The sequence below is a fragment of the Nocardia coffeae genome, from assembly GCF_019890715.1.
Classification (GTDB): domain Bacteria; phylum Actinomycetota; class Actinomycetes; order Mycobacteriales; family Mycobacteriaceae; genus Nocardia; species Nocardia jiangxiensis.
In genome coordinates this window covers 1,259,282-1,280,342 of record NZ_JAINZY010000001.1, presented here as the reverse complement: position 1 = coordinate 1,280,342, position 21,061 = coordinate 1,259,282, and the positions used below count along the sequence as shown (strand labels likewise).

The following is a 21,061-nucleotide window of genomic DNA, read 5'->3' as shown; positions in this document are numbered from 1 at the left end:
ATCATAAACGGGGCATACGTTCCGATTCTTTAGGGGTAATCATGACAGCAGATCAGGACCTCACACCACGCTCGGTGGTCGAGCAGTTGTTCACCGGCCTGGGCACACCCGACGCCGACGCCTTCGCCGACGTACTGGCCCCGGACGTGGTGTTCGAAATTCCGTGGACCGTTCCCGGCATGCCCGAACGACTCGAGGGCCGGGAGGCCGTTCGCGAACATCTCGCCCAGCGTTGGTCGAATCTGACCCGCCTCCAGGTGCACGGGGTCTATCCGGAGGTGTACGAGACCTCGGATCCGGAACTGTTCTTCGTGGAGAACGAGGTCGACATGACCCGGCCCGACGGCGTGCGCTCGCGCGGGCGGACCTCGGTCAACATCGTTCGCGTCCGGGACGGGCAGATCGTGCTGTTCCGCGACTACATGGACACCGGACGGCTCGTGGCCCTGGTCGAGCAGTGAGATCCGCCGCCCTGTCCGGTCATCGCGCCGGACAGGGCGGTCAGCGGATGCCGGGCGTACGCGGATCGGGTCCGAGGCAGGTCAGGATCACGCAGCCGGGCGGCGCGTCGGAGAACGGTGGCCGCAGCGGAGTGTTCAAGCAGGACAGCACATTACAGCCCGGATAGGCATCGGGTCCGATACCGAACAGGGCCAGGGTGATGTTCGGGTCGAAGTACGCGCGCGGATCCAACGGCAGCGGCGGCTCCACGTAGGGTCCCGGATCGGGGATCGGCGGATGAACGAAGGCCGCGAGCAGCTTGCGGAAGAACTCGTGGGACAGCTCACCCATGTTCTGCAGGGTGCCGGGCAGCCCCTCGGTGCTGTGATTGCCGAACGCTCCGGTCCACTCCACCGTCAGATCCAGGTTCGGAACGACGAACACGTCCTGCAACCCGATGCCGGACATCTGATAACTGCCGGGCAGGAATCGGGGCACCTCCGCACATCCGGGACCGACCCAGAACAGATATCCGTAACAGGGATTGGTCGCCGAGGGCCGCCGCGCGGTGTGCAGATAGTTGGCGGAAACGATCTGCCGGTTGCCCCACCGGCCCGAATTATTCAGCAGCAGACCGAGTTTGGCCAGATCATCGGGCGGAATCAGCAGATGCGCATAGCCGTAGGTGTGTCCGGAGCGGTCCCGCGCCCAGTAGTAGTCGTCGCGTTCGATGCCCAGCGGGTCGAACAGCTCGCGCTGGGCGAACTGCTGAAGTGGTTCCCGCACAGCAAGTTCCACGATATAGGTCAGCAGATCCACATTGCGCTGGCTGTACGCGAACGCGGTACCGGGCGGAGTGTCGAACGGCACGCCCAGCGCCTGCACCGCGCTGTCGGGGTCGATCGGGATGACGCCGGTGGCGCCCTCGTTCACCGCGCCCACGTGCAGCCCGGAGGTTTCGGTGAGCAGATCGGTGACGGTGATCGAGCGATGTTCCGCATCGCCCAGACCGGGCGGCAGATAGCGGCCGATGGGTGCGCTCAGGTCGAGTTTCCCCTTGTCCGAAGCGATTCCGACGATCAGCGACACCACGCTCTTGGTGACGCTCCAGACGTTCCACGGGGTGCGGCCGGACCCGTCGCCGGCCGGGGCGGCGCCCACGAGACAGTTGTGCCGGAAGACCTGGACGTTCAGGCGGTTTCGGCTCATCGCGAAGGCGAGTGCGTCGGACAGTCTGGCTGGATCGAATCCGGCCTGTTCGGGGGTGGCCCGCGGGAAGTCCCGCCCGGAGCTCACCCCGCAGTGGAGTTGGGTATCGGTCGTCGCGTGGGCGTATCCGGGCGCTACACCGATCGTCGCCAGGATCGCAATCGTCGCAAACCACCCCAGAATGCGGCACATGGTTGTGAGGCTAGCGGTTGACCGGCGACCCGGAACGCAGAACGCCGCCGGTTCCGAGGAATCCGGCGGCGTTCGTTCTGCAGCACTACTGCAACACGTTCGCGAACGCCACGCCAGCCTCGCGAACCAGGGTGCCGATGCCCAACATGCGCCTCTCGGCGAGTGGTCGCTCGTAGCGACGAATTGTGCGGCCCGGGGCTGTCCCGGCATCGGCAATAGGGGTCAACCGCGCTGGGACGGGATCTATTCCGGGTTCGGGGATGTGAGCTAGCGCATACTGCCGCAGGCCGACCGATCAGGCATAACGCCTGGTCATGCCGTGGTGCCACGGGATAGCATCGCAGGAGTCTGCCGAGCGAGGGGGAGTTGTGACCGACGATCCGGTTCTGAGCGAGATGCTGCGCATACTCGAGACCAATCCGGAACTGCTGCCGGTGCGGATCCGGGTGATCGAGTTGCTCGCGGACCGATCGCGGCACGCCGAGGCACTTCCGCACTGCGCCGCCGCGCTCGGTATCGATCCCGGAAATGCCGTGGTGCTCGAACTGCTGCAACGCTGTACCGCCGCACTCGCCGCGGGTGCCGGTACGGCGCAGGCGAAAACGCAATCCGGGCAAATTCCCGGCACACCGTCGGGCAGCGTCGCGGACGAGACGAGCGCGAACGAGACGAGCGCCGAGGAGACCACACCGGACCCCGCACCGCCCGCCCACTTCGACTGGGCCGCGGCCGAGCGCGAGGTCGGCGACATCATCGCTCCGGCCTTCGTGGACGAGGGCGAACGCGCCGACGCCGAGCTGTCCCTGAACGAAGACGGTGAGCCGGTCGCCCACGCCGAGGGCGATGTCGGGCTGTTCGAGCGCCCGAGCGTCGCGCTGGCCGATGTGGGCGGGATGGAGAACGTCAAGCAGCAGCTCGAGCTGTCGCTGCTGGGTCCGCTGCGGAATCCGGATCTGGCCAAGGCATTCGGCACCAGCGCGCGCGGCGGACTGTTGCTGTACGGGCCGCCGGGATGCGGCAAGACGTTCATCGCCGCGGCGGTCGCCGGTGAGCTGGGCGCGAACTTCTACCCGATCGAGATCGCCGACATCCTCGACATCTACACCGGCTCGAGCGAACGCAATCTGCATCAGGTCTTCGAGGTCGCCCGGCGCAACGCACCGTGCGTGCTGTTCATCGACGAGGTGGATGCGCTGGGGCACAAGCGAAGTCAGATGTCGGGTTCGGCGACCATGCGCACGGTGGTGAATCAGCTGCTCACCGAGATGGATTCGGCCACCGCCGACAACGACGGCGTGTATCTGCTGGGCGCGACGAACCATCCGTGGGATATCGACGTCGCGCTGCGCCGCCCCGGCCGCTTCGACCGGATGATCCTGGTGACCCTGCCCGACCGCGAGGCGCGTCGCGCGATTCTGCGGCACCACCTGAAGGATCGCCCGGTCAGCGGCATCGATCTGGCCGCGATCGCCAAGCGCACCGACGGTTTCTCCGGGGCGGATCTGGCGCACGTGTGCACCTCGGCGACCCAGCTGGCCATGGCCGACTCGATTCGCAGCGGGACCGTGCGTCCGGTCACCATGCGCGATATCGAGGGCGCGCTCGCGCAGGTCAAGCCCAGCGCGGGGGCCTGGTTCGAATCCGCCCGCAACGTCGTGGAATTCGCCAACAACGACGGCACCTACGACGAACTTGCCAAGTACATGCGCGAGAAGAAGCTCCGGTGAGCCGCCGGGATCACCGGCGCGATCATGGCTGATCTCGAGCGGGCGAAGGTCCTCATCGAGCTGCGTCGGCTGAGCGAGGCCCGGGAGCAACTGGCCGCGGTACTGGCCGCCGAACCCGATAATGCCGAGGCCGCAACCTATCTCGCACAGGCGGCCTATCTGGATCAGCGGTATCGCGAGGCCGCCGACCAGAGCGCCGCGGCTCTGCGGATCCAGCCGCGCAACCAGTTCGCCATGCGCATTCACGCCCTGGCGCTGCTCAACACGGGCGACGCCGGGCGCCGGCACGCGCAGCAGGTGGCCCGACAGGTGGTGGCGCTGGGACCCGAATTCGCCGAGAACCACCGGATTCTGGCGATCGTGCTGCGCGAATGCGGCCATCTGCCCGAGGCGTTGGCGGCCATCGATCGGGCCGTGGAACTCGACCCCGACGAGGCCGACATCCACGTCGCGCGGGGTTCGATCCTGCGCCGAATGGGACACTGCGGCAACCGGTTCCGGCAGGGGCCCGCAGCCGAGGCGTATCACACGGCACTGCGTCTGGAACCCGAGAGTGCCTATGCGGTCCACGATCTCGCGATCGTCGAACTCAACGGCCGTCGTCTGCGCAGCGCCCTGCGCGGTGTCCTGAACGCCGCAACCATGGATCCCGGCTTGGGAAATCTGGTGCGCACCAACGTCGCGACGGTCATCCGGCACGCGATCCGCCGCATGCACTGGGTGCTCGTCGTGGTTGCCTTCGTGGCGCTGATCATCGGTGAATTCCATGGTCCGCAAACCGCTGTCCCGCTGGATTCGAGCCAGGCGCAGGCTGTCCGCGAGTGGCATGATTCCCCTGCGCCACAATTGGTTCCGGTAGGTTCCGGGGTGCCTGCTGCACAATCGGCTACCGAGGTTCCGGCCGCCGCACCGCCATCGAGTCCCGATGTCGCCATTTCGGCCGGGACCGGTCCGGAAACCTCGGTGGCACCGGCTCCGGGGAACCTCGTGATGACGAATGCGCCTGGTGGGCAGGGTAATCCGACGACAACCACGGCCCCGTCGACGCACAGCGCTGCAAATTCTTCGACGACGTCCGATTCGAGACGGCTGGGGACGGTGGGCCGAGATCTCGGCGCGATCGGGCTGGGGCTGATCGTGGTGGTTTCGCTGTGGTGGCTGGGTGTGGTGCCGCGGCGCCGGTGGCGGTTCGTGCTGCGGGCGGCGTGGTCGAGTCCGCCCACGGCCCTGCGACTGGTGGTGTTCGGCGTCGGAATGCTCATGTGCGTGCTGGGTGTCGCGACCGGGCTGCGCGTATTCCTCAGCGTGGCGGAGCCCGCGCTGCTGGCCCTCGGGATCATCCTGCGTCGTATCGCCTGAGGTCGGCTCTGCCGCTCGGGGCCGGACTCAGGGCCAGCTGTGACGGGCCCGAACGGCGGCGATACCGAAGGCCAGGTCGGCCGCGATTTCGAACAGCGCTGCGAACCAGGAGAATCCGGTGACGTTCGCCGACGCGGGCGGGTTGATGAAACTGTCGCTGAGCGGGCCGAACCAATCCGGTAGCAGGTGGACAACGAGGAATCCGGCGGCGCTGGCGAAGCCGACGACCATGGCGGCGGTGGGGGCCCAGCGGTGGCGCAGGACGACCAGGGCGACCGTCGCCAGTGCCAGGACCAGTTGGATGAAGCCGAGCGTCATCACCAGGGGCGAGACGGTGCTCATCCCGCGGCGCAGATGGTCGGCGGCGTGTACGAGCAGTGCGACGGTGAAGATCGCGGTGACCAGGCGCAGAGTTGTCGGCGCGGACAGCGCCGAACCGGGCCGCCGGGTCGTGGATTCGATCATGGGCTGCTCCCGTCGGCAGGGCCGATAGTTCTACTATGCAGTGTAGTAGAAGTGTCGCGGCAGCGGGCCCGTTCGAGTTAGAGCAGGCCCCACCAATACACCAGGCAGGCCAGCGCGAAGACGACCGCAGTTTCCATCGTCGCTCCCAATCTAGTCGGCGTCGTCATCACCCATCATTCCCCAGGGTACGGCGACGTGCCGAGGACCAAGATCACAAGGGAGCAACGGATACGCCCGCCCGAGCCTGTCACCCCAGGGCAAGCCGGGTCAGGGAAGTTCGGGGGAGTCCACGATGAGCACGATCAGCTGCCGCTGGCGATGACGGCCGTGATTGCGGTTCTTGGCATCCGCAGGCGCGGTGGGCCCGCCACACCAGGTGATCGGGCGGCGGGCGTCGAGCTTGTCGAGCACGTCGGGCAGCGAGGAATCGATCTGCGCGGTGCGGACCACGCAGATATGGCATTGGGGCGCGAGGGTGCGATCGCGGAACCCCTGACCGGGTCCGCCGTCCAGCACTACCGCGCCGGCGTCGGCGACCGCGCCGGCGCAGGTCGTCACCATCGCGTCGGCGTCGTCCAGTTCGGTGCTGGTGAAGTGGGAGTCGTCGGTCAGGATCTGATTGTCCTGGTTCTTCGCCCAGAGCTCGAGCCACTCCTCGGGCAGGCCGTGCGGTGCGACGACGGTGGTGGCCCGCTGGGCGCGCAGGGCCGCGTCCACGGCCTCGGGAATTCCGGATTCGCTCACCCGGGCGATGCGTGCGCCGTGGTGTTCGAGACGTTCGACGAACAGTTCGACGACCGTGCTGTCGGCGGGGGAGAGATCGGCCATGCCGCGCCGATTGCCGGGGAAGAGGGTGACGGTGCGATCGTCGTCGGGCAGCGCCTTGAGGCCGTCGCGGACTCGGCGCAGGAATTCCTCCCGTGACATCAGCGGCACCCACCAGGGGCGCATCGGCCGGTCGTATCGCTGGGCGTGGACTGCGGATCGGTGCCACGGATGACGAGCGCCGTGCGCATGTGGCGGCCCCCTTTCTGACCGGCTGCGCAGCATCCTGCTGCACCGGGATCCGGGGCGTGAAGAGCTGAGCGGGTGGTGCTGGGCGCACACCCGTGTGGGCGGGCGCTCTGGTGAAGATCTTGCCCACAGGCTACCCGGGAGGGGCGACGCGTTTGCCCGAGGGACGCTCGGCGGATCGGTTCCGAAATGCTGGTGTACCTGAATCCGCTGGTCGCGATCAGTGCGCGGCGGCGCGGATCTGGGTGAGGAATTCGGTGTTCGTCTCGGTCTGCCGCAGGCCGGTCAGCAACAGGTCGACGGCCTGGCCCGGATCGCGTCCGGCGAGGGTCTGGCGCAGCGAACGGGTCGCGACGAGTTCGTCCGGGGTCAGCAGCAGCTCCTCCTTGCGGGTGCTGGAGCGCTCGATGTCGACCGCGGGGAAGGTGCGTCGATCGGCGATGTGCCGGTCGAGTTTGAGCTCGGCGTTACCGGTGCTCTTGTACTCCTCGAAGATGACGGTGTCAGCGGTCGAACCGGTTTCGACCAGGGTGGTGGCGATGATGGTGAGCGATCCGCCGTTCTCGATATTGCGGGCAGCGCCGAGGAACTTCTTCGGCGGGGCCAGGGCTCCGGCGTCCACGCCGCCGGACAGGATGCGGCCCGATCCCGCGGCCGCGAGGTTGTAGGCGCGCGCCAGCCGGGTCAGCGAATCCAGCAGCACGACGACGTCGCGGCCGGTTTCGACGAGACGTTTGGAATGTTCGATGGCCAGTTCGGCCAGGGCGATGTGATCGCGGGCGGGCAGGTCGAACGTGGCCGCGGCGATGTCGGCGGGCACCGCGCGGGACAGGTCGGTGACCTCCTCCGGACGTTCGCCCACGAGTACCAGCATCAGCTGACATTCCGGGTGATTCTTCGCGATGCCGTGTGCAATCGATTGCAGCACAGAGGTTTTGCCCGCCTTGGGCGGTGCGACGATCAGGGCTCGCTGGCCCTTGCCGATCGGCATGATCAGATCCGTTATCCGCGTGGTCATCTCGTGCGGCTCGGTCTCGAGGCGCAGGCGATCCTGTGGATAGATCGGGGTCAGATCGGCGAAATGCGGACGCCGCCGGGCATTGTCGGGCGGCAGGCCGTTGATTCGATCGATGCCGGTGAGCGGGGCGAATTTGGCGCCCTCGCGCATCGGGCCCGCGGTTCCGCTGACGGTGTCGCCGCGGCGCAGGTCGTATTCGCGGATCAGGCGCGGCGGGACGTGGATGTCGTTCGGGCCGGGCAGATAGCCTTCGACCCGCAATGCCGCGTGATTTCCGGTGATGTCGAGGATGCCGGTCACCGATGTGCCCGGCTCCTGGGTATGAGTCGTGTTGTCTTTCATGGTCTTCTACTCCTGAAGGAAGGAATGCGTGGTCTGGTGGCGGCCGATGCACGCATCGTGCGGGCAGCGCTTCGCCGAGAGAGCCCGTACCGGTTCGAATGTGGCGGATCGGTATGCGTTCCGATCGGCATGAATTCGGTGAGGGTGCGGGGGTCGAGAATTCTTGTGGGAGGGACCGTGTCCACCTACATCCACAAGCTGCGAACGATGCCAACCATAGCCGCACCCTGCACAACACGCAATGGTCCGTCGTTGTTCCCGGTGTGGCGGATCGGATCGCGGGAACGACGAAGGGCCCGGACTCGCGATGTTTCGAGTCCGGGCCCTTCGAATCGGGGTGTGGTTGTATTGCCTTGCAGCCGTTAGGTATTCGACGTCGCGGAGTTGGCGGTCCGCTCCGGCGCGGTGTGCCGGAAGCGGGGTGGGCGACGACGCGAGGTGGGACGCTGATCACGCAGTGTCAGCACTCGTTCGCGGTGATGTTCCTCGTGCAGATCCCGGCGACGGGCGTGCAGCAGCTGTTCGAACGCGATCACCCCGAGCAGGCGCGTGGGTCTGCCGCGATCGACCACCGGCGCGTAGGTGACATCGGCGGTGGCCAGTTTGTTGGCCACCTCGCGCAGGGTGTCGTCCGGATGCACGACCGCGAGCGCGGGTACCGCTGCCGCCCCGACGTTCCCGTCCGCACACGATGCCAGCCGGTTGCGAGTGGTGACGCCGACCAGTTGCTCGGATGGGTCGAGCACCGGATACAACGTCGCGAAACGGGTGCGCGGCAACGCTTCCTCGATCGGATCGTCGGCCGCGAGCACCACCGGATCGGTGTGCATCACCTCGTAGGCGAAGAACGTCTCCAGTGGATCGGTGGTGTATTCGCGGGTCAGATGCAGCCGCCGGCGAGCGATCTTCTCGGTCAGCACCGAACGTTTGAGCAGCAGCACCGACACCGCGTAGGCCGAGACCGAGGCCACCACCAGCGGCATCAGATCGTTCCAGGCGTGGGTCAGCTCGCAGGTGAACACGATGCCGGTCAGCGGCGAGCGCATCACGCCGCCGACCACCGCGGCCAGACCGCACATCGCCCAGAGCCCGGCGGTGACGTGCGGCAGCAGACCGCCCTCGGCCGCACCCAGTGCCGCACCGATCATGAACACCGGCGCGAGCACGCCGCCGGATGTGCCCGACCCCAGCGAGATCGACCAGATCAGCGTCTTGACCACCAGGATTCCGATGATCAGCGAGACCGTGCCCCGCCCGGTGAGCAACTGGTCGATGACGTCGTATCCCACACCGAGCGCACGCGGTTCGATCAGACCGCCCACGCCGATGATCACTCCGCCGATCGCGGGCCACCACATCCAGTGCACCGGCAGCCGCCCGAAACCGTCCTCGGCGAGATAGACCAGCGCGGTCGCGGCGATGGCCAGCAGACCGCCGGTGACGCCGGGAATCAGGGCCAGGCCGTCGGCCAGCGCGCCGGGTGTGGTGGCCGATGTGGGCACGGCGAACACCGGGCTGTTGCCCAGCAGCAGCCAGCGGCACATCGTGGCGATCACGACCGCCGTGGCCACGGGAACGAAACTGCGCGGCCGCCATTCGAACAGCAGCAGTTCCACCGCGAGCAGAATCGAGGCCAGCGGCGCGTTGAAGGTGGCGGCCATGCCGCCCGCCGCGCCGGCCACCAGCAGGGCCTTGCGTTCGTCGGCGGTCAGTTTCAGCAGCTGTGCAAGGATCGAGCCGATCGCGCCGCCGGTCATGATGATCGGTCCTTCGGCGCCGAACGGCCCACCCGAACCGATGCTGATCGCCGAGGACACCGGTTTGAGGATCGCGACGCGCGGAGCCACCCGGCTGCCGCCGGTGAGAATGGCCTCGATCGCCTCGGGCATGCCGTGGCCGCGGATCTTCTCCGATCCGTAGCGGGCCATGAACCCGATGATCAGACCGCCGAGGATCGGTGCGATCAGGACCAGCCACCACGGGTGATGCTGTGCGCCGGGCGCGACCATCTCGGTGCTGATGCGTTGGTAGAACACGAGATTCGTGATCAGCCCGATCAGCTTCAGCAGTCCGTAGGCCGCCAGCGCCGCGGCCGCGCCGACCGGGATCGCCAGACCGGCGATCGCCAGCATCCGCGGTCTGACGTTGAAGTCGCCCAGATGCGCCGCGTGCTCGCGCGTCGCGCGACGTGCGGAACCTTGCCGGAAATTCACAACGCACCCACCAGACTCACCGAGGTCTCGGCGGCGGCACGCACCAGATCGTGCGCGGCCGCCGTGACCGACTGCCGTTTCTCCTCGGGCAGCTGATCGAGGATGGTGCGGAATGCGGCGTGGCGGGCTTCGAGCACCTCGTCCACGACCTGCTGACCCGCCTCGGTCACCTCGACGGTGACCACGCTGCGGTTGTGCGCATCGGCGCCGCGACTCAGAAAGCCGCGGCTCTCGAGCTTGTCCGCCAGCCGGGTCACCGACGAGGCGTTGACGCCCAGCGCCGTTGCCAGACGTGAGCACGGCACCCGGCCCAGGGTTTGCAGAACCAGCAGCAGCCGCATCTGCGGGAAGGTGACTCCGGGTGGGGCGACATGTGCGCTGTCCCAGGCGATTCCGACCAGAGTCCGCGTCAGGATCTCCAACGCCGCCACGTCCGGGCGCGGTTCGCCAGCTGGTTCCTCGTCAACTTGCACTCAACAAGAGTTGCCAACAGCAAATGTTCGGTCAAGGAAAGTTGCCGGATTGTGCGGGTAGTCACACGTGTGCGGGGTCGGCCACCGGCGTGCATTCGTCCGGCAGACAGCAGCGGACCCGGGCTCGCGAGTAGTGCGGGCCCGGGTCCGTGGTTGCGCGAATTACTTTCCGGCGGTGATGAACTGGGCCGCCATCTCGCCGATCATGTAGCACGGGGCGTTGGTGTTGCCGCCGGTGATGCTCGGCATGATCGAGGCGTCCGCGACGCGCAGACCCTCGATGCCGTTGACCTTCAGCGTCGGATCCACGACCGCGCGCTCGTCCACACCCATCCGGCAGGTGCCGACCGGGTGGTACACCGAGTGGATGCGGTTGGGCAGCTCGGCGCGCAGCGCGGTCTCGTCCATCAGGTCCCGGCCGGGCGAGTACTCCTCGGTGATGTCCCCGGCGATGGTCTTGTTCGCCATGATCTCGCGGATCAGCCGGATGGCCTCGATCAGGAATTCGGTATCGGCCGAATCGGACAGGTAGCCCGGGTCGATCAGCGGCGAGGCCAGCGGATCGTTCGAGGCCAGCCGCACCTCACCGCGGCTCTTCGGGTAGATGAGCGTCGGGAACACGGTGAGCGCGGAGCGCTTGTCCACCATGTGCAGCTTGTCCTCGTCCTGGTTCGGCACCGGATAGCTCCAGGGCAGGGCGTGGATCTGCATATCGGGCACATCGCCGGTGGCGAACTTGGTCTTGACGAATCCGGCCACCTCGAACACCGTGCGGCCCATCCAGGAACTGCCCGGTTTCATCAGCTCGCGCATGATGCCGCGGGCGAAATAGGCCGGGGTGCCGTGGTGGATGGCCTTCTTCGAGACGAACGTCATCGGCACGAACAAGTGGTCGTGCAGGTTTTGGCCGACCGGCAGATCGGCATTGACGTCGATGCCGACATCGCGCAGGTGCCCGGCCGGGCCGATGCCGGAGAGCATCAGGATCTGTGCCGAGGCCATCACGCCGCCGGAGATCACGACCTCCTTGGCGGCACGGATGATCCGGCGGCTGCCGTTCTTGTCGATGACCTCGACACCGGTCGCCCGGCCCTTCTCGATCACCACCCGCGCCACGTGGGTATGGGTCAGCACGGTCAGGTTCGAATTCGGCCGCTCGGTGATGAATCCGCGAGAAGAGCTGTAGCGCAAGCCGTTTCGCACGCTCTGCTGGAAGATGCTGATGCCCTCCTGCGATTCGCCGTTGTAGTCGGCGATGCGCGGGACGTCCAGGGTCTCCGATGCGGCCTGCATGAACTGCTGCGAGATCGGGGTCAGATCCTGCTGCCGGGTGACCTGGATGGGGCCACCCGAACCGCGGTACTCGCTCGCGCCCTCCTCCCAGTTCTCCAGCTTCTTGTATGCGGCCAGGACGTTCTCGTACTCCCAGCCCGCACAGCCCTCGGCCGCCCAGGAGTCGAAGTTGGCCCGGTTGCCGCGCACGAACAGCATGCCGTTGACCGAGCTGGAGCCGCCGAGCACCTTGCCGCGGGTCATCGGGACCTTGCGATCATTGGCGTACTTCTGCGGAATCGAGTACTGACTCCAGGTCACCCGATGCTTGAGCTGGGGGACGGTGTGCACCATCGTGATCATGCCCGGGCTGGTCACCAGTCGGGTGTTGTCCTTGCGCCCGGCCTCCAGCAGGATCACGCGAGCGCCGTTCTCGGCCAGGCGGCTCGCGACCACGGCACCGGAGCTGCCCGCGCCCACGACGATGTAATCGGCCTCGCTGGTTCCCGCGCTGTGCGGAGAGTCGGTCATGGTTCGTTACCTCATCCTCGAAGTAGTCGTGGGCATATCAGGGCACCCGCCTGAGGCCACTGTAGAACAAGTTCTAGTTCCGGTGAAGATCCGGTTTGTCGAATTCATCGAGACGGGATCGATCCGGGGAGCGTGATCACTGTTGGGGAAACCTGCCCGGATGCCTGCGAAGAAGGCCCGCGAAGTGCTTCAATCGTAGAACTCGTTACATTTCCACCCCGGTTCGCGCGGTCGCGAACGGTGAGGAGGGGCCATGCCCGAGCCTTCGATTCCGGCGGGATTCGACTTCACCGACCCGGCCCTGTGGGAAGTGCGCAGCCCCGTCGCGGAGTTCGCCGAACTCCGGCGCACGGCCCCGGTCTGGTGGAACGCCCAGTCGCCGGAATACGCGGCCCCGTTCGACGACGGCGGCTACTGGGTGGTGAGCCGTCACGAGGACATCCGGGAGATCTCGCGTCATCCGGAGACCTACTCCTCGCAGGCCAACGGTGCGCTCATCCGGATCGACCCGAACGGCACGCCCGAGGAGCGCGAGGTGGCGAACACCTCGCTGATGCTGAACATGGATCCGCCGCGGCACACCAAACTGCGCCGGATCATCTCCCAGGGATTCACCCCGCGCGCGGTCGAGAACCTGCGAGCGGTGCTGACCGAGCGTGCCGAGCGCATCGTGCACGCCGCCAAACAACTCGGCGGCGGTGATTTCGTACAGCAGGTGGCGTGCGAGCTGCCGCTGCAGGCCATCGCCGAACTGCTCGGAGTGCCGCAGGAGGACCGGTTCAAGCTGTTCACCTGGTCCAACGAGCTGCTCAGCGCCGACGATCCGGAGTACCGCGACGGCAAGCTGGCCACCGTGGAGCTGATCGGCTACGCGTACGGCATGGCCGATCAGCGGCGGGGGCATCCGCTCGACGACATCGTCAGCCGGCTCGTCACGGCCGATGTCGACGGGGAGTCGTTGAGTTCGGACGAATTCGGATTCTTCATGATGCTGCTGACCGTCGCGGGGAACGAGACCACCCGCAACGCGATCACGCACGGGATGAAGGCGTTCGTGGATCATCCCGAGCAGTGGGAGCTGTACCGGGAGCAGCGTCCGGTCACCGCGCCCGACGAGATCGTGCGCTGGGCGACTCCGGTCAGCGTGTTCCAGCGCACCGCGACCCACGACGTGGAGCTGGCCGGTCAGCGGATCGCCGCCGGTCAGCGGCTCGGATTGTTCTACAGCTCAGCCAATTTCGACGAATCCGCCTTCGCTGATCCGTTCACCTTCGACATCCTGCGCGACCCGAATCCGCATCTGGGTTTCGGCGGGACCGGCACGCACTACTGCGTCGGGGCGAATCTGGCCCGGCTGGAGATCGATCTGATGTTCAACGCGATCGCCGACACCATGCCGGAGCTGCGGGAAGTCGAGGAACCGGTGCGTCTGCGGTCCGGTTGGATCAACGGAATCAAACATTGGGCTGTGCGGTATTGATGGCCTCCGCTTCGCTGCGGCTGTTCGCGGCGTCGGCGTTGTCCGAGGCTGGCGGAACGGGGCGTATTCAGCGGGGATGTCTGTGGTCGGGGGTTCGCGTACTCGGCGGAACGGGGTGATCCGCAGGTAGCCTCGGGTGTTGTGAGCATTCGAGAGATTTCCGTCAAAACCCTTGCCGACGAGCCCACCACCTTGGCCGCACTGGCCGGGGGCAAGGCGCTGCTGGTCGTCAACGTGGCCTCGAAGTGCGGGCTGACCCCGCAGTACACGGGCCTGGTCGAACTCCAGCAGACCTACGGTCCGCGCGGATTCAGCGTGGTCGGCGTGCCGTGTAACCAGTTCATGGGTCAGGAGCCCGGTACGGCCGAGGAGATCGCCGAGTTCTGCTCCACCACCTACGGGGTCGATTTTCCGCTGTTGGAGAAGGCCGACGTCAATGGCGAGGCGCGGCATCCGCTGTATCAGGAGCTGGTGCAGACCGCCGATGCCGAGGGCGAGGCCGGTGATATCCAGTGGAACTTCGAGAAGTTCCTCGTCGATGCGCAGGGCAAGATCGTGGGCCGGTTCCGGCCGCGGACCGAGCCGAAGGATCCTGCGGTCGTGTCGGCGATCGAAGCTGTTCTGCCGCAGTAACGTTCAGTAAATACAGCGCGGGCCACACCGGATTCGGTGTGGCCCGCTGTCGTTTCAGTTGTGCGCGTCAGCGACGTCGGCGGCGGTAGCGCACCGCGCAGGGCTGCTGGAGCTGCACGACCATCTTGGAATGGTCGTTGCGGTAGCTGTCCGAGGGCTGGGCCATCTCGAATTCCCAGTCCCGCAACAGGATCGAGAAGATCGCCTGCAACTGCATGGTCGCGAACGCCGCACCCACGCAGCGGTGGCGGCCCGCGCCGAACGGGATCCAGGTCCAGCGATTGATCAGATCCTGCTGGTTCGGGTCGATGTAGCGGCCCGGATCGAAGTCGTCCGGATTCGGGAAGTCCTCGGCGATCCGGTTGGACACCGCCGGGGTCGCGGCCACCAGATCGCCCGGGGCGATGAGGTTTCCGCACACGTCGAATTCGTCGCGGGCCACGCGCATCAGGATGATCAGCGGCGGGTGCAGCCGCAGCGTCTCCTTCAGCGTCGCCTCGAGCTGCGGAATCTGGCGCAGCGCATGGAAACTCACGTCCTTGCCGTCGGCGTAGAGCTCGTCGAGTTCGGTGACCACGCGGTCGAGGTGTTCGGGGTGGCGCAGCAGTTCGATGACCGTCCACGCCGCGGTGCCCGAGGTGGTGTGGTGTCCGGCGAACATCATCGAGATGAAGATGCCGGTGATCTCGCTGGCCGAGAAGCGCAGATTGCCCTCCTCGTCCTTGATCGAGACCAGGACGTCGAGCATGTCCCGATCCTCTTTGCCCTCAGGCGGATTCGCGATCCGGCCGTCCATGATGCCCTGCACCAGCTCGACCAGTTGTGCGCGCGCCTCGTCGCGGCGGCGGAAGCTGTCGATCGGGGCGTAGGGATCGACGTAGCACAGGGCGTCGGTGCCCTGCTCGAGTTCGTGGTACAGATGCGCGAAGCGGCCGTCGAGTTCGTTGCGGAACTTCTTGCCGATCAGGCACGCCGAGGAGGTGTAGATGGTCAGCTCGGCGAAGAACTCCAGCAGGTCGATCTCGCCCTCGTCGTCCCACCGCTCGACGATCGCATTCACTTCGCGCGCAATGGTTTCCGCGTGGCCGCGCATATGTTCACCGCGCAGGGCCTGATTGTGCAGCATCTCCTTGCGGCGTTCGGGGCTCGCATCGAAGACCACGCCCTCGCCGAAGATCGGCTTCATGAACGGGTAGGCCGCACCCTGGTCGAGGTCGGTATCGCTGGAGCGGAAGAAGAATTCGTTCGCCTCGGACCCCGACAGCAGGATGACGTGCTTGTCCGCGAGCCGGAACGATCCGACATCCCCGCACTCCGAGCGCACGCGCCGCATCAGGGCGATCGGGTCGGTGCGGAACTCCTCGAGATGCCCGTGTTCATGCTCGCCACCGGACACCTGCCGCGGCTTGACCAACGTCATCGTCAACACCCTTCCGACGTACCGAGCCCATCCTCATGGACACGTGTCTGGACGCTACTACAGAACTGTGAGCGGGACAACCCCGGCTCGGATCGCCGCGAGCCGCTTTGATCTTTCAGGGTTGTTTTTCCTGGGTATCTAGCGCCGAATCCTCACTGGGAACCTCAATGGCAGGGTCAAAGGTATGACTCCGGATGGCATCATCGAATTCCTCGGCGGCCTCGACAACGTGCTGATCATGCGCCCCGGTCCGGGCGACGGCTCACCCGAGATCAGCTGGGGGGATACGTTCTTCTACTACACGGGCGACGGCAGTACGCCGAGTTCGGCGCAGCCCTTCGCGACGATCGTCACCAAGAACTATCCGGGTGACGAGGCGTCGCACCTGGATCGGCCGGGCGCGTTCCGGGTGAACATCGCCGCCGGGCGCGCGGAGTTCATCCGCCGGGTCGGTCGGACCCCGCGCGAGATCGGTGATGTGCCAACCGATCACAGCCTCGAAGACACCGTGCTGCCGCATCCGGTGTACGGCTCGGCGGGCTGGCTCGCGGTGGTGAATCCGGGAACCCGGTCCGATGCGGCGACTCGCGATCTGCTGCGCACCGCCCATGCGCGCGCCCGCGCGCATCACGAACGGGACCGATGAGTTTCGGAGCAGGAATCGGGACCACGGTCGGATTCGGCTCGACCGGAATGGGCCGAGCGAGCTCGTCCGGTGAATTTCCCGGTGAATTCTCGGGCGCGGAACCTCAGTCGGTGAGGACCTGGAGAGCGGATTTCTCGAGACGGTCGGCGATTTCGGCGTAGGAGGCGTAGCCGACGCCCGCGCGGACCAATGCGCCCGCGTAGAGCAATTCCAGGGTTTCCACGATATCGAGGTCGGCGTCGGGGCCCAGAGCCTCGAGGAGCCGTTTGCGAATTTCGGTGCCGATTCGGGTGCGCAGATGCGAGACATCCGGATCGGTGCCGAGCAGGGCGCTGGTCACCGCGCCCGCGAGGGCCGGTTCGTCGGCGACGAGCATGGCGATCTGACGCAGGACCGCGACCACGCGCCGGATCGGATCGGTGAGATCGGCCAGGGGCGGCTGGGTCGCGGCCAGGCGACGCCAGAACACCTCGGCGACCAGATGCTCCTTGGAGGAGAAGTACGTGTAGGCGGTGGCCGTGCCGACGCCCGCGGTGGCCGCGACCATACGCACGGTCAGACCGGCGAAACCCTCGCGTGAGAGCACCTCCAGCGCGGCCTTGGTCAGCCGGTCGACGGTGTCGGCCTGTTTCTCGGTGAGACGGCGGCGGGTAGCCTCCATATTCACCGCGGGCGGCTCTGCGGAAAGGGGATCGGACACGTGTCCGGATGCTACTATGGTGCCGCTTCGAGGGCAACTCGCACCGCCGCGGCAATCTGCACGCCGGCTTGCCGACAGAAAGGTTCTCCGCTGATGACTCGTGCCGATTCGGTGATTTCTACGGATACGACGCGATTGTTCGACATTGCCGAGCAAACAACCGGTTTCATGCCGCCCGAAGAGGGGCGCGCGCTGTACGAGGCCGCGCGTCGCTACGCCGGTGACGGAATTATCGCCGAAATCGGTACCTATTGCGGAAAGTCGTCGATCTATCTCGGCGCTGCCGCGCGGGAAACCGGCGCGACCGTTTATACGATCGATCACCACCAGGGTTCGGAAGAACACCAGCCGGGCTGGGAATATCACGACAGCTCACTGGTCGATCCGGAAACCGGGAAATTCGACACCGTCACCGAATTCCGCCGCGCGATCGTGCGCGCCGGGCTCACCGATACGGTCGTGGGCGTGCTGGGCTCCTCGGTCACGGTCGCGAAGATGTGGCGCACCCCGATCCGGCTGCTGTTCATCGACGGCGGGCACACCGAGGAAGCCGCCCAGCGCGATTACGGCAACTGGGCACACTGGGTCGCCGCGGGCGGCGCGCTGGCGATCCACGACGTCTTCCCGGATCCGGCCGACGGCGGTCGCGCTCCGTACAACATCTATCGAAAAGCGTTGGACGGCGGGAAGTTCCGCGAGGTGTCGGCCACCGGATCACTGCGAATCCTGGAGCGCGACACCGGTTGCGGCGGCCGCAACTAGCGGCGTGGTCCGCGCCGCAACTCAGCGGCGCGGACTCCTGGCTCGCTCGCGCGGCCCTGGTTCGGCGGCGCGAACTCGGCGCCCGGCGGTGCGTATCACCGTCCGGGCAGCGTGAACTCGTTGCTCAGTGGCGCGAAGCCACACAGTCGCAGGCGAATCCGTCGGTGATATCGATCGGAGCGGCCAGTTCGCGGAAGATCCCGTTACCGGACGTCGTGCGGGACAGCGCGTCGGCGGCCAGGATCATCGCCGCCCCGGTCCAGGTGGTGCGCTCCTCGGGCCAGCGTTTACCGTCCGCGAAAACCAGTCCGGTCCAATAGGATCCGTCCTGCTCGCGCAGATGCTGCATGGCCGCGAGCAACCGGAGGGCGCGGTCGCGATCACCGAGCCGGTCCAGCGCCAGCACCAGCTCGCAGGTCTCCGCGCCGGTCACCCAGGGCCGATCCGCCACGCAGCGGATGCCCAGGTCGCCGACCACGAAATCGTCCCAGCGCGAATCGATGCGGACCATCGCGTCGGCGTCGTCGTAGGCGCCGCACAGGACCGGGTAGTACCAGTCCATCGAATACCGGTCCTTCTCGCCGAACGCCTCGGGATGATGCCGGATGGCATGCCCGAGCCGCAGCGCCGCGACCTCCCATTCGGGCTGCGAGATCCCCAGCGACTCGGCCAGCGACAGCGCGCAGCGAATGCTGTGGAACATGCTCGCGCAGCCGGTCAGCAGCGCCTCGGGCACCACGCCCTGCGGTCCGCGCAGCCAGTAGATCTCGCCGTTGCGACCCTGCTGGAGTGAGATGACGTAATCGATGGCCGCGCGCACCGTCGGCCACATCCGGGCCCCGAATCCGCGATCCCCGGTACTGCAGACGTAATGCCAGACCCCGGTGGCGATGTAGGCGCAGAAGTTGGTGTCGGCGTCCTCGGTAACCACGACCCCGGCGCGAAACTCGCTGGGCCAACTGCCATCCGGACGTTGGGTGCGCTCGGACCAGGCGTAGCCGGCGCGGGCGGCGTCCAGCAGCCCCGCCGACGTGAGCGCCATGGCGTTCTCCAGATGGTCCCACGGATCGGTGTGCCCGCCGGTGAACCAGGGCAACGCCCCATCGGATTCCTGTTGTGCTGCAATGGATTGCGCGGTTCGTCGAATCTGGTCGGCGGTCAGCACGCCGGCGATCGACGGCAGCTCAGAAGCCGCCACGCCGCACCGCCGGTTTGGTGAAGTACAGCGCTACGCTCTTGCCGATCAGCGGATCCAGCGCGGATTCCGCGGTCCGGGTCAGCCACGGTCGTTTCATCATGTCCCACACCAGCATTCGGTGATAGGAGGCGACCGCCCAGTGCTTCTCGTTGGATACCCCGGCCAGGCACTTGAGCCACCAGTACGGCGAATGCAGCGCGTGCGCGTGCGCGCTGTGGATGAATCGCATTCCGAGACCGGCGATCTTGCGCCGCAACTCGTCGGCGCGGTAGATCCGCACGTGCCCGCCCTCGTTGGCGTGGTACTCGTCCGAGAACAGCCAGCAGATCCGCTCGGGCAGCCAGCGCGGCACCGTCACCACCAGCGCGCCACCGGGTGCGAGTATCCGCACCAGTTCGGCGATGGCCCGCTCGTCCGACGGGATGTGCTCGAGGATCTCCGAGGCGATCACGACGTCGAATTCGCCGTCCTCGTACGGCAGTGCCAGCGCATCACCCTGCACCGCCTCCGCACGTGCGTGCTCGGGCGCCTCGCCCGCCTCGGCCATCGCGCCGAACATGACCTTGACCTGGGCCAGATCGTCGGCATTCTGGTCGAACGCGACGACATCCGCGCCGCGGCGATACGCCTCGAAGGAATGCCGCCCCAGGCCCGCGCCCACATCGATGACCCGGGTGCCCGGTCCGACGCCCAGCCGGTCGAAATCGACGGTCAACATCTAGCTGCTCTCCTCGTCTGTGCGGTATCTCGCGATGGCCTGCTCGTACACCGAAACAGTCTGTGCGGCAACGGCTTCCCAGCTGTATACCGACAGTGCCCGGCGTCGCCCGGCGGCGCCCAGTTCGTCCAGTCGGCGGCGCGAATCCAGCAGACCGCCGATGGCCCTGGTCAATTCGTCGACATTGCCCGGTTCGACGAGTTCGGCACAGTCTGCCACCACTTCGGGCAGGGCGCCTGCCCGGCTGGCGACCAGCGGTGTGCCACTGGCCATGGCCTCCACGGCGGGCAGCGAGAAACCCTCGTACATCGAAGGGATGCAGGAGATCTCGGCGGAACTGAGCAGTTCGGCGAGTTCGGTGTCGGACAGTCCGCTGCTGACGGTGACGACGTCGGCCAGGCCCAGTTCGGCGATCAATTTCTCGGTGGGGCCGTCGGGATCCAGCTTGGCGACGAGCCGTAGTTCCACATCGTGTCCGAGGCGCAACCGCGAAACCGCCTGCAACAGATGGGATATGCCCTTGAGCGGCTTGTCCGCGCTGGCGACCGCGACGATGCGGCCCGGGATGCGGCCCTCGCGCGGGCGGAACAGTTCGGTGTCCACACCGAGCGGCACCACGCGCAGCTGGCCGGGCGCGACCCCGAAATCGTCGGCGATATCGGTGGCCGAGGACGAGGAGACGGTGATCAGATCCGGAATCTTGCGGGCCACCCGCTGCTGCATGCCCAGGAATCCGTACCAGCGCTGCACGAACAGCTTGCGCCGCCAGGGGGCGGCGGCCAGATCCACCGCGCGGTCCCGGGTGATGGGGTGGTGGATGGTGGCCACCACCGGCAGCTGCCGGGCGATGTCCAGCAGCCCCGAACCCAGGCACTGATTGTCGTGCACGACATCGAAATCCGCTGCACGCGTTCGCAACAGCTGTGCGGCACGGATGCTGAACGTGCGTGGTTCCGGGAAACCCGCGGTCCACATGGTGCCCAGTTCGAGCAGATCGATCCGATCGCGGATCTCGCTCGGACGCGGCGTGCGGAACGGATCGTCGTCACGGTACAGATCCAGGCTGGGCACCTCGGTCAGGCGCACCCGCGGATCGAGCAGTTCGGGATAGGGCTGCCCGGAGAAGACCTCGACCTCGTGGCCCAGTTCGGCCAGACCCGAACTCAGGTACCGCACGTACACCCCCTGTCCCCCACAGTGGGTCTTGCTGCGGTAGGACAGCAGGGCGATGCGCACGCTAAGGTCTCA

The 21,061-nt window shown here is 66.8% G+C and carries 19 protein-coding genes; 7 read left to right on the top strand and 12 right to left on the bottom strand.

Annotated features, from left to right (window positions below; genetic code table 11):
* Nucleotides 1-41 precede the first annotated feature (41 nt).
* Nucleotides 42-461 carry a nuclear transport factor 2 family protein gene (locus K7711_RS05465; protein ID WP_222965371.1) on the top strand — a complete coding sequence of 140 codons (420 nt, stop codon included), beginning with the start codon at nt 42-44 and terminating at the stop codon, nt 459-461.
* Between the two features lie 40 nt (nt 462-501).
* On the opposite strand, the gene K7711_RS05460 is transcribed toward K7711_RS05465, so the two are convergent.
* Complete coding sequence (locus K7711_RS05460) at nt 502-1,842, bottom strand: serine hydrolase domain-containing protein (protein ID WP_222965369.1); 1,341 nt, start codon at nt 1,840-1,842, stop codon at nt 502-504.
* Between the two features lie 395 nt (nt 1,843-2,237).
* Between K7711_RS05460 and K7711_RS05455 the strand changes: the two genes are divergently transcribed.
* The gene (locus K7711_RS05455; RefSeq protein ID WP_235746835.1) at nt 2,238-3,569 is read left to right on the top strand and encodes an ATP-binding protein; all 1,332 of its coding nucleotides are present in this window, start codon (nt 2,238-2,240) and stop codon (nt 3,567-3,569) included.
* A gap of 24 nt (nt 3,570-3,593) precedes the next feature.
* Nucleotides 3,594-4,928, top strand: coding sequence for a tetratricopeptide repeat protein (locus K7711_RS05450; RefSeq protein ID WP_222965365.1), 1,335 nt, complete (start codon nt 3,594-3,596; stop codon nt 4,926-4,928).
* Nucleotides 4,929-4,955: 27 nt separating this feature from the next.
* Here K7711_RS05450 and K7711_RS05445 read toward each other — a convergent pair whose 3' ends face one another.
* The 6 genes from K7711_RS05445 to K7711_RS05420 all read right to left on the bottom strand — a co-directional run bounded on the left by K7711_RS05445 (nt 4,956) and on the right by K7711_RS05420 (nt 12,256).
* Nucleotides 4,956-5,393 (bottom strand): hypothetical protein, encoded by a 438-nt coding sequence (locus K7711_RS05445; RefSeq protein ID WP_235746571.1) that lies wholly within the window; start codon nt 5,391-5,393, stop codon nt 4,956-4,958.
* A gap of 267 nt (nt 5,394-5,660) precedes the next feature.
* Nucleotides 5,661-6,320, bottom strand: coding sequence for an LUD domain-containing protein (locus tag K7711_RS05440; RefSeq protein WP_222965363.1), 660 nt, complete (start codon nt 6,318-6,320; stop codon nt 5,661-5,663).
* A 307-nt stretch (nt 6,321-6,627) separates the two neighbouring features.
* Entirely contained in the window at nt 6,628-7,767 is a 1,140-nt protein-coding gene (locus K7711_RS05435) for a transcription termination factor Rho, short form (protein ID WP_222965361.1), read from the bottom strand.
* Nucleotides 7,768-8,129: 362 nt separating this feature from the next.
* A complete protein-coding gene (locus tag K7711_RS05430) occupies nt 8,130-9,980 on the bottom strand; it encodes a chloride channel protein (RefSeq protein ID WP_222965359.1) in 1,851 nt (616 codons plus the stop codon).
* Nucleotides 9,977-10,453, bottom strand: coding sequence for a MarR family winged helix-turn-helix transcriptional regulator (locus tag K7711_RS05425; RefSeq protein WP_222965357.1), 477 nt, complete (start codon nt 10,451-10,453; stop codon nt 9,977-9,979). Before K7711_RS05425 ends, K7711_RS05430 begins: the two co-directional genes overlap by 4 nt.
* Nucleotides 10,454-10,615: 162 nt before the next feature.
* Nucleotides 10,616-12,256: a GMC family oxidoreductase gene (locus K7711_RS05420; RefSeq protein ID WP_222965355.1), complete on the bottom strand. Its 1,641-nt coding sequence runs from the start codon at nt 12,254-12,256 to the stop codon at nt 10,616-10,618.
* Between the two features lie 253 nt (nt 12,257-12,509).
* Here K7711_RS05420 and K7711_RS05415 point away from each other — a divergent pair, with 253 nt between their 5' ends.
* Nucleotides 12,510-13,736, top strand: a complete 1,227-nt coding sequence (locus K7711_RS05415) for a cytochrome P450 (protein WP_222965353.1) — start codon at nt 12,510-12,512, stop codon at nt 13,734-13,736.
* 156 nt (nt 13,737-13,892) lie between these two features.
* Entirely contained in the window at nt 13,893-14,369 is a 477-nt protein-coding gene (locus tag K7711_RS05410) for a glutathione peroxidase (protein WP_372460116.1), read from the top strand.
* A 67-nt stretch (nt 14,370-14,436) separates the two neighbouring features.
* Here the strand turns inward: K7711_RS05410 and cyp51 are convergent, their stop codons facing one another.
* Nucleotides 14,437-15,789 carry a lanosterol 14-alpha demethylase gene (gene cyp51, locus K7711_RS05405; RefSeq protein ID WP_222965348.1) on the bottom strand — a complete coding sequence of 451 codons (1,353 nt, stop codon included), beginning with the start codon at nt 15,787-15,789 and terminating at the stop codon, nt 14,437-14,439.
* Nucleotides 15,790-15,973: 184 nt separating this feature from the next.
* Here cyp51 and K7711_RS05400 point away from each other — a divergent pair, with 184 nt between their 5' ends.
* On the top strand, nt 15,974-16,435 hold the full coding sequence (locus K7711_RS05400) for a DUF6194 family protein (RefSeq protein WP_222965346.1): 462 nt from the start codon (nt 15,974-15,976) through the stop codon (nt 16,433-16,435).
* Nucleotides 16,436-16,538: 103 nt separating this feature from the next.
* On the opposite strand, the gene K7711_RS05395 is transcribed toward K7711_RS05400, so the two are convergent.
* Nucleotides 16,539-17,102 carry a TetR/AcrR family transcriptional regulator gene (locus tag K7711_RS05395; protein WP_222966714.1) on the bottom strand — a complete coding sequence of 188 codons (564 nt, stop codon included), beginning with the start codon at nt 17,100-17,102 and terminating at the stop codon, nt 16,539-16,541.
* Between the two features lie 126 nt (nt 17,103-17,228).
* On the opposite strand from K7711_RS05395, the gene K7711_RS05390 reads away from it, so the two are divergent.
* Complete coding sequence (locus tag K7711_RS05390; protein ID WP_222965345.1) at nt 17,229-17,897, top strand: class I SAM-dependent methyltransferase; 669 nt, start codon at nt 17,229-17,231, stop codon at nt 17,895-17,897.
* Nucleotides 17,898-18,021: 124 nt separating this feature from the next.
* Here the strand turns inward: K7711_RS05390 and K7711_RS05385 are convergent, their stop codons facing one another.
* The 3 genes from K7711_RS05385 to K7711_RS05375 are packed head-to-tail and all read right to left on the bottom strand — an operon-like array spanning nt 18,022 to nt 21,049.
* On the bottom strand, nt 18,022-19,095 hold the full coding sequence (locus tag K7711_RS05385) for a glucosidase family protein (protein WP_222965343.1): 1,074 nt from the start codon (nt 19,093-19,095) through the stop codon (nt 18,022-18,024).
* Entirely contained in the window at nt 19,082-19,813 is a 732-nt protein-coding gene (locus K7711_RS05380; protein WP_222965341.1) for a class I SAM-dependent methyltransferase, read from the bottom strand. Before K7711_RS05380 ends, K7711_RS05385 begins: the two co-directional genes overlap by 14 nt.
* Entirely contained in the window at nt 19,814-21,049 is a 1,236-nt protein-coding gene (locus K7711_RS05375) for a glycosyltransferase family 4 protein (protein ID WP_222965339.1), read from the bottom strand. It abuts the gene before it with no gap.
* Nucleotides 21,050-21,061 lie beyond the last annotated feature (12 nt).

What these genes read in the sequence shown, in the direction of transcription:
- K7711_RS05465 (WP_222965371.1), top strand. Translation starts at nt 42, where the DNA reads ATGACAGCAGATCAGGACCTCACACCACGCTCGGTGGTCGAGCAGTTG.
- K7711_RS05460 (WP_222965369.1), bottom strand. Translation starts at nt 1,842, where the DNA reads ATGTGCCGCATTCTGGGGTGGTTTGCGACGATTGCGATCCTGGCGACG.
- K7711_RS05455 (WP_235746835.1), top strand. Translation starts at nt 2,238, where the DNA reads ATGCTGCGCATACTCGAGACCAATCCGGAACTGCTGCCGGTGCGGATC.
- K7711_RS05450 (WP_222965365.1), top strand. Translation starts at nt 3,594, where the DNA reads ATGGCTGATCTCGAGCGGGCGAAGGTCCTCATCGAGCTGCGTCGGCTG.
- K7711_RS05445 (WP_235746571.1), bottom strand. Translation starts at nt 5,393, where the DNA reads ATGATCGAATCCACGACCCGGCGGCCCGGTTCGGCGCTGTCCGCGCCG.
- K7711_RS05440 (WP_222965363.1), bottom strand. Translation starts at nt 6,320, where the DNA reads ATGTCACGGGAGGAATTCCTGCGCCGAGTCCGCGACGGCCTCAAGGCG.
- K7711_RS05435 (WP_222965361.1), bottom strand. Translation starts at nt 7,767, where the DNA reads ATGAAAGACAACACGACTCATACCCAGGAGCCGGGCACATCGGTGACC.
- K7711_RS05420 (WP_222965355.1), bottom strand. Translation starts at nt 12,256, where the DNA reads ATGACCGACTCTCCGCACAGCGCGGGAACCAGCGAGGCCGATTACATC.
- K7711_RS05415 (WP_222965353.1), top strand. Translation starts at nt 12,510, where the DNA reads ATGCCCGAGCCTTCGATTCCGGCGGGATTCGACTTCACCGACCCGGCC.
- cyp51 (WP_222965348.1), bottom strand. Translation starts at nt 15,789, where the DNA reads ATGACGTTGGTCAAGCCGCGGCAGGTGTCCGGTGGCGAGCATGAACAC.
- K7711_RS05400 (WP_222965346.1), top strand. Translation starts at nt 15,974, where the DNA reads ATGACTCCGGATGGCATCATCGAATTCCTCGGCGGCCTCGACAACGTG.
- K7711_RS05390 (WP_222965345.1), top strand. Translation starts at nt 17,229, where the DNA reads ATGACTCGTGCCGATTCGGTGATTTCTACGGATACGACGCGATTGTTC.
- K7711_RS05380 (WP_222965341.1), bottom strand. Translation starts at nt 19,813, where the DNA reads ATGTTGACCGTCGATTTCGACCGGCTGGGCGTCGGACCGGGCACCCGG.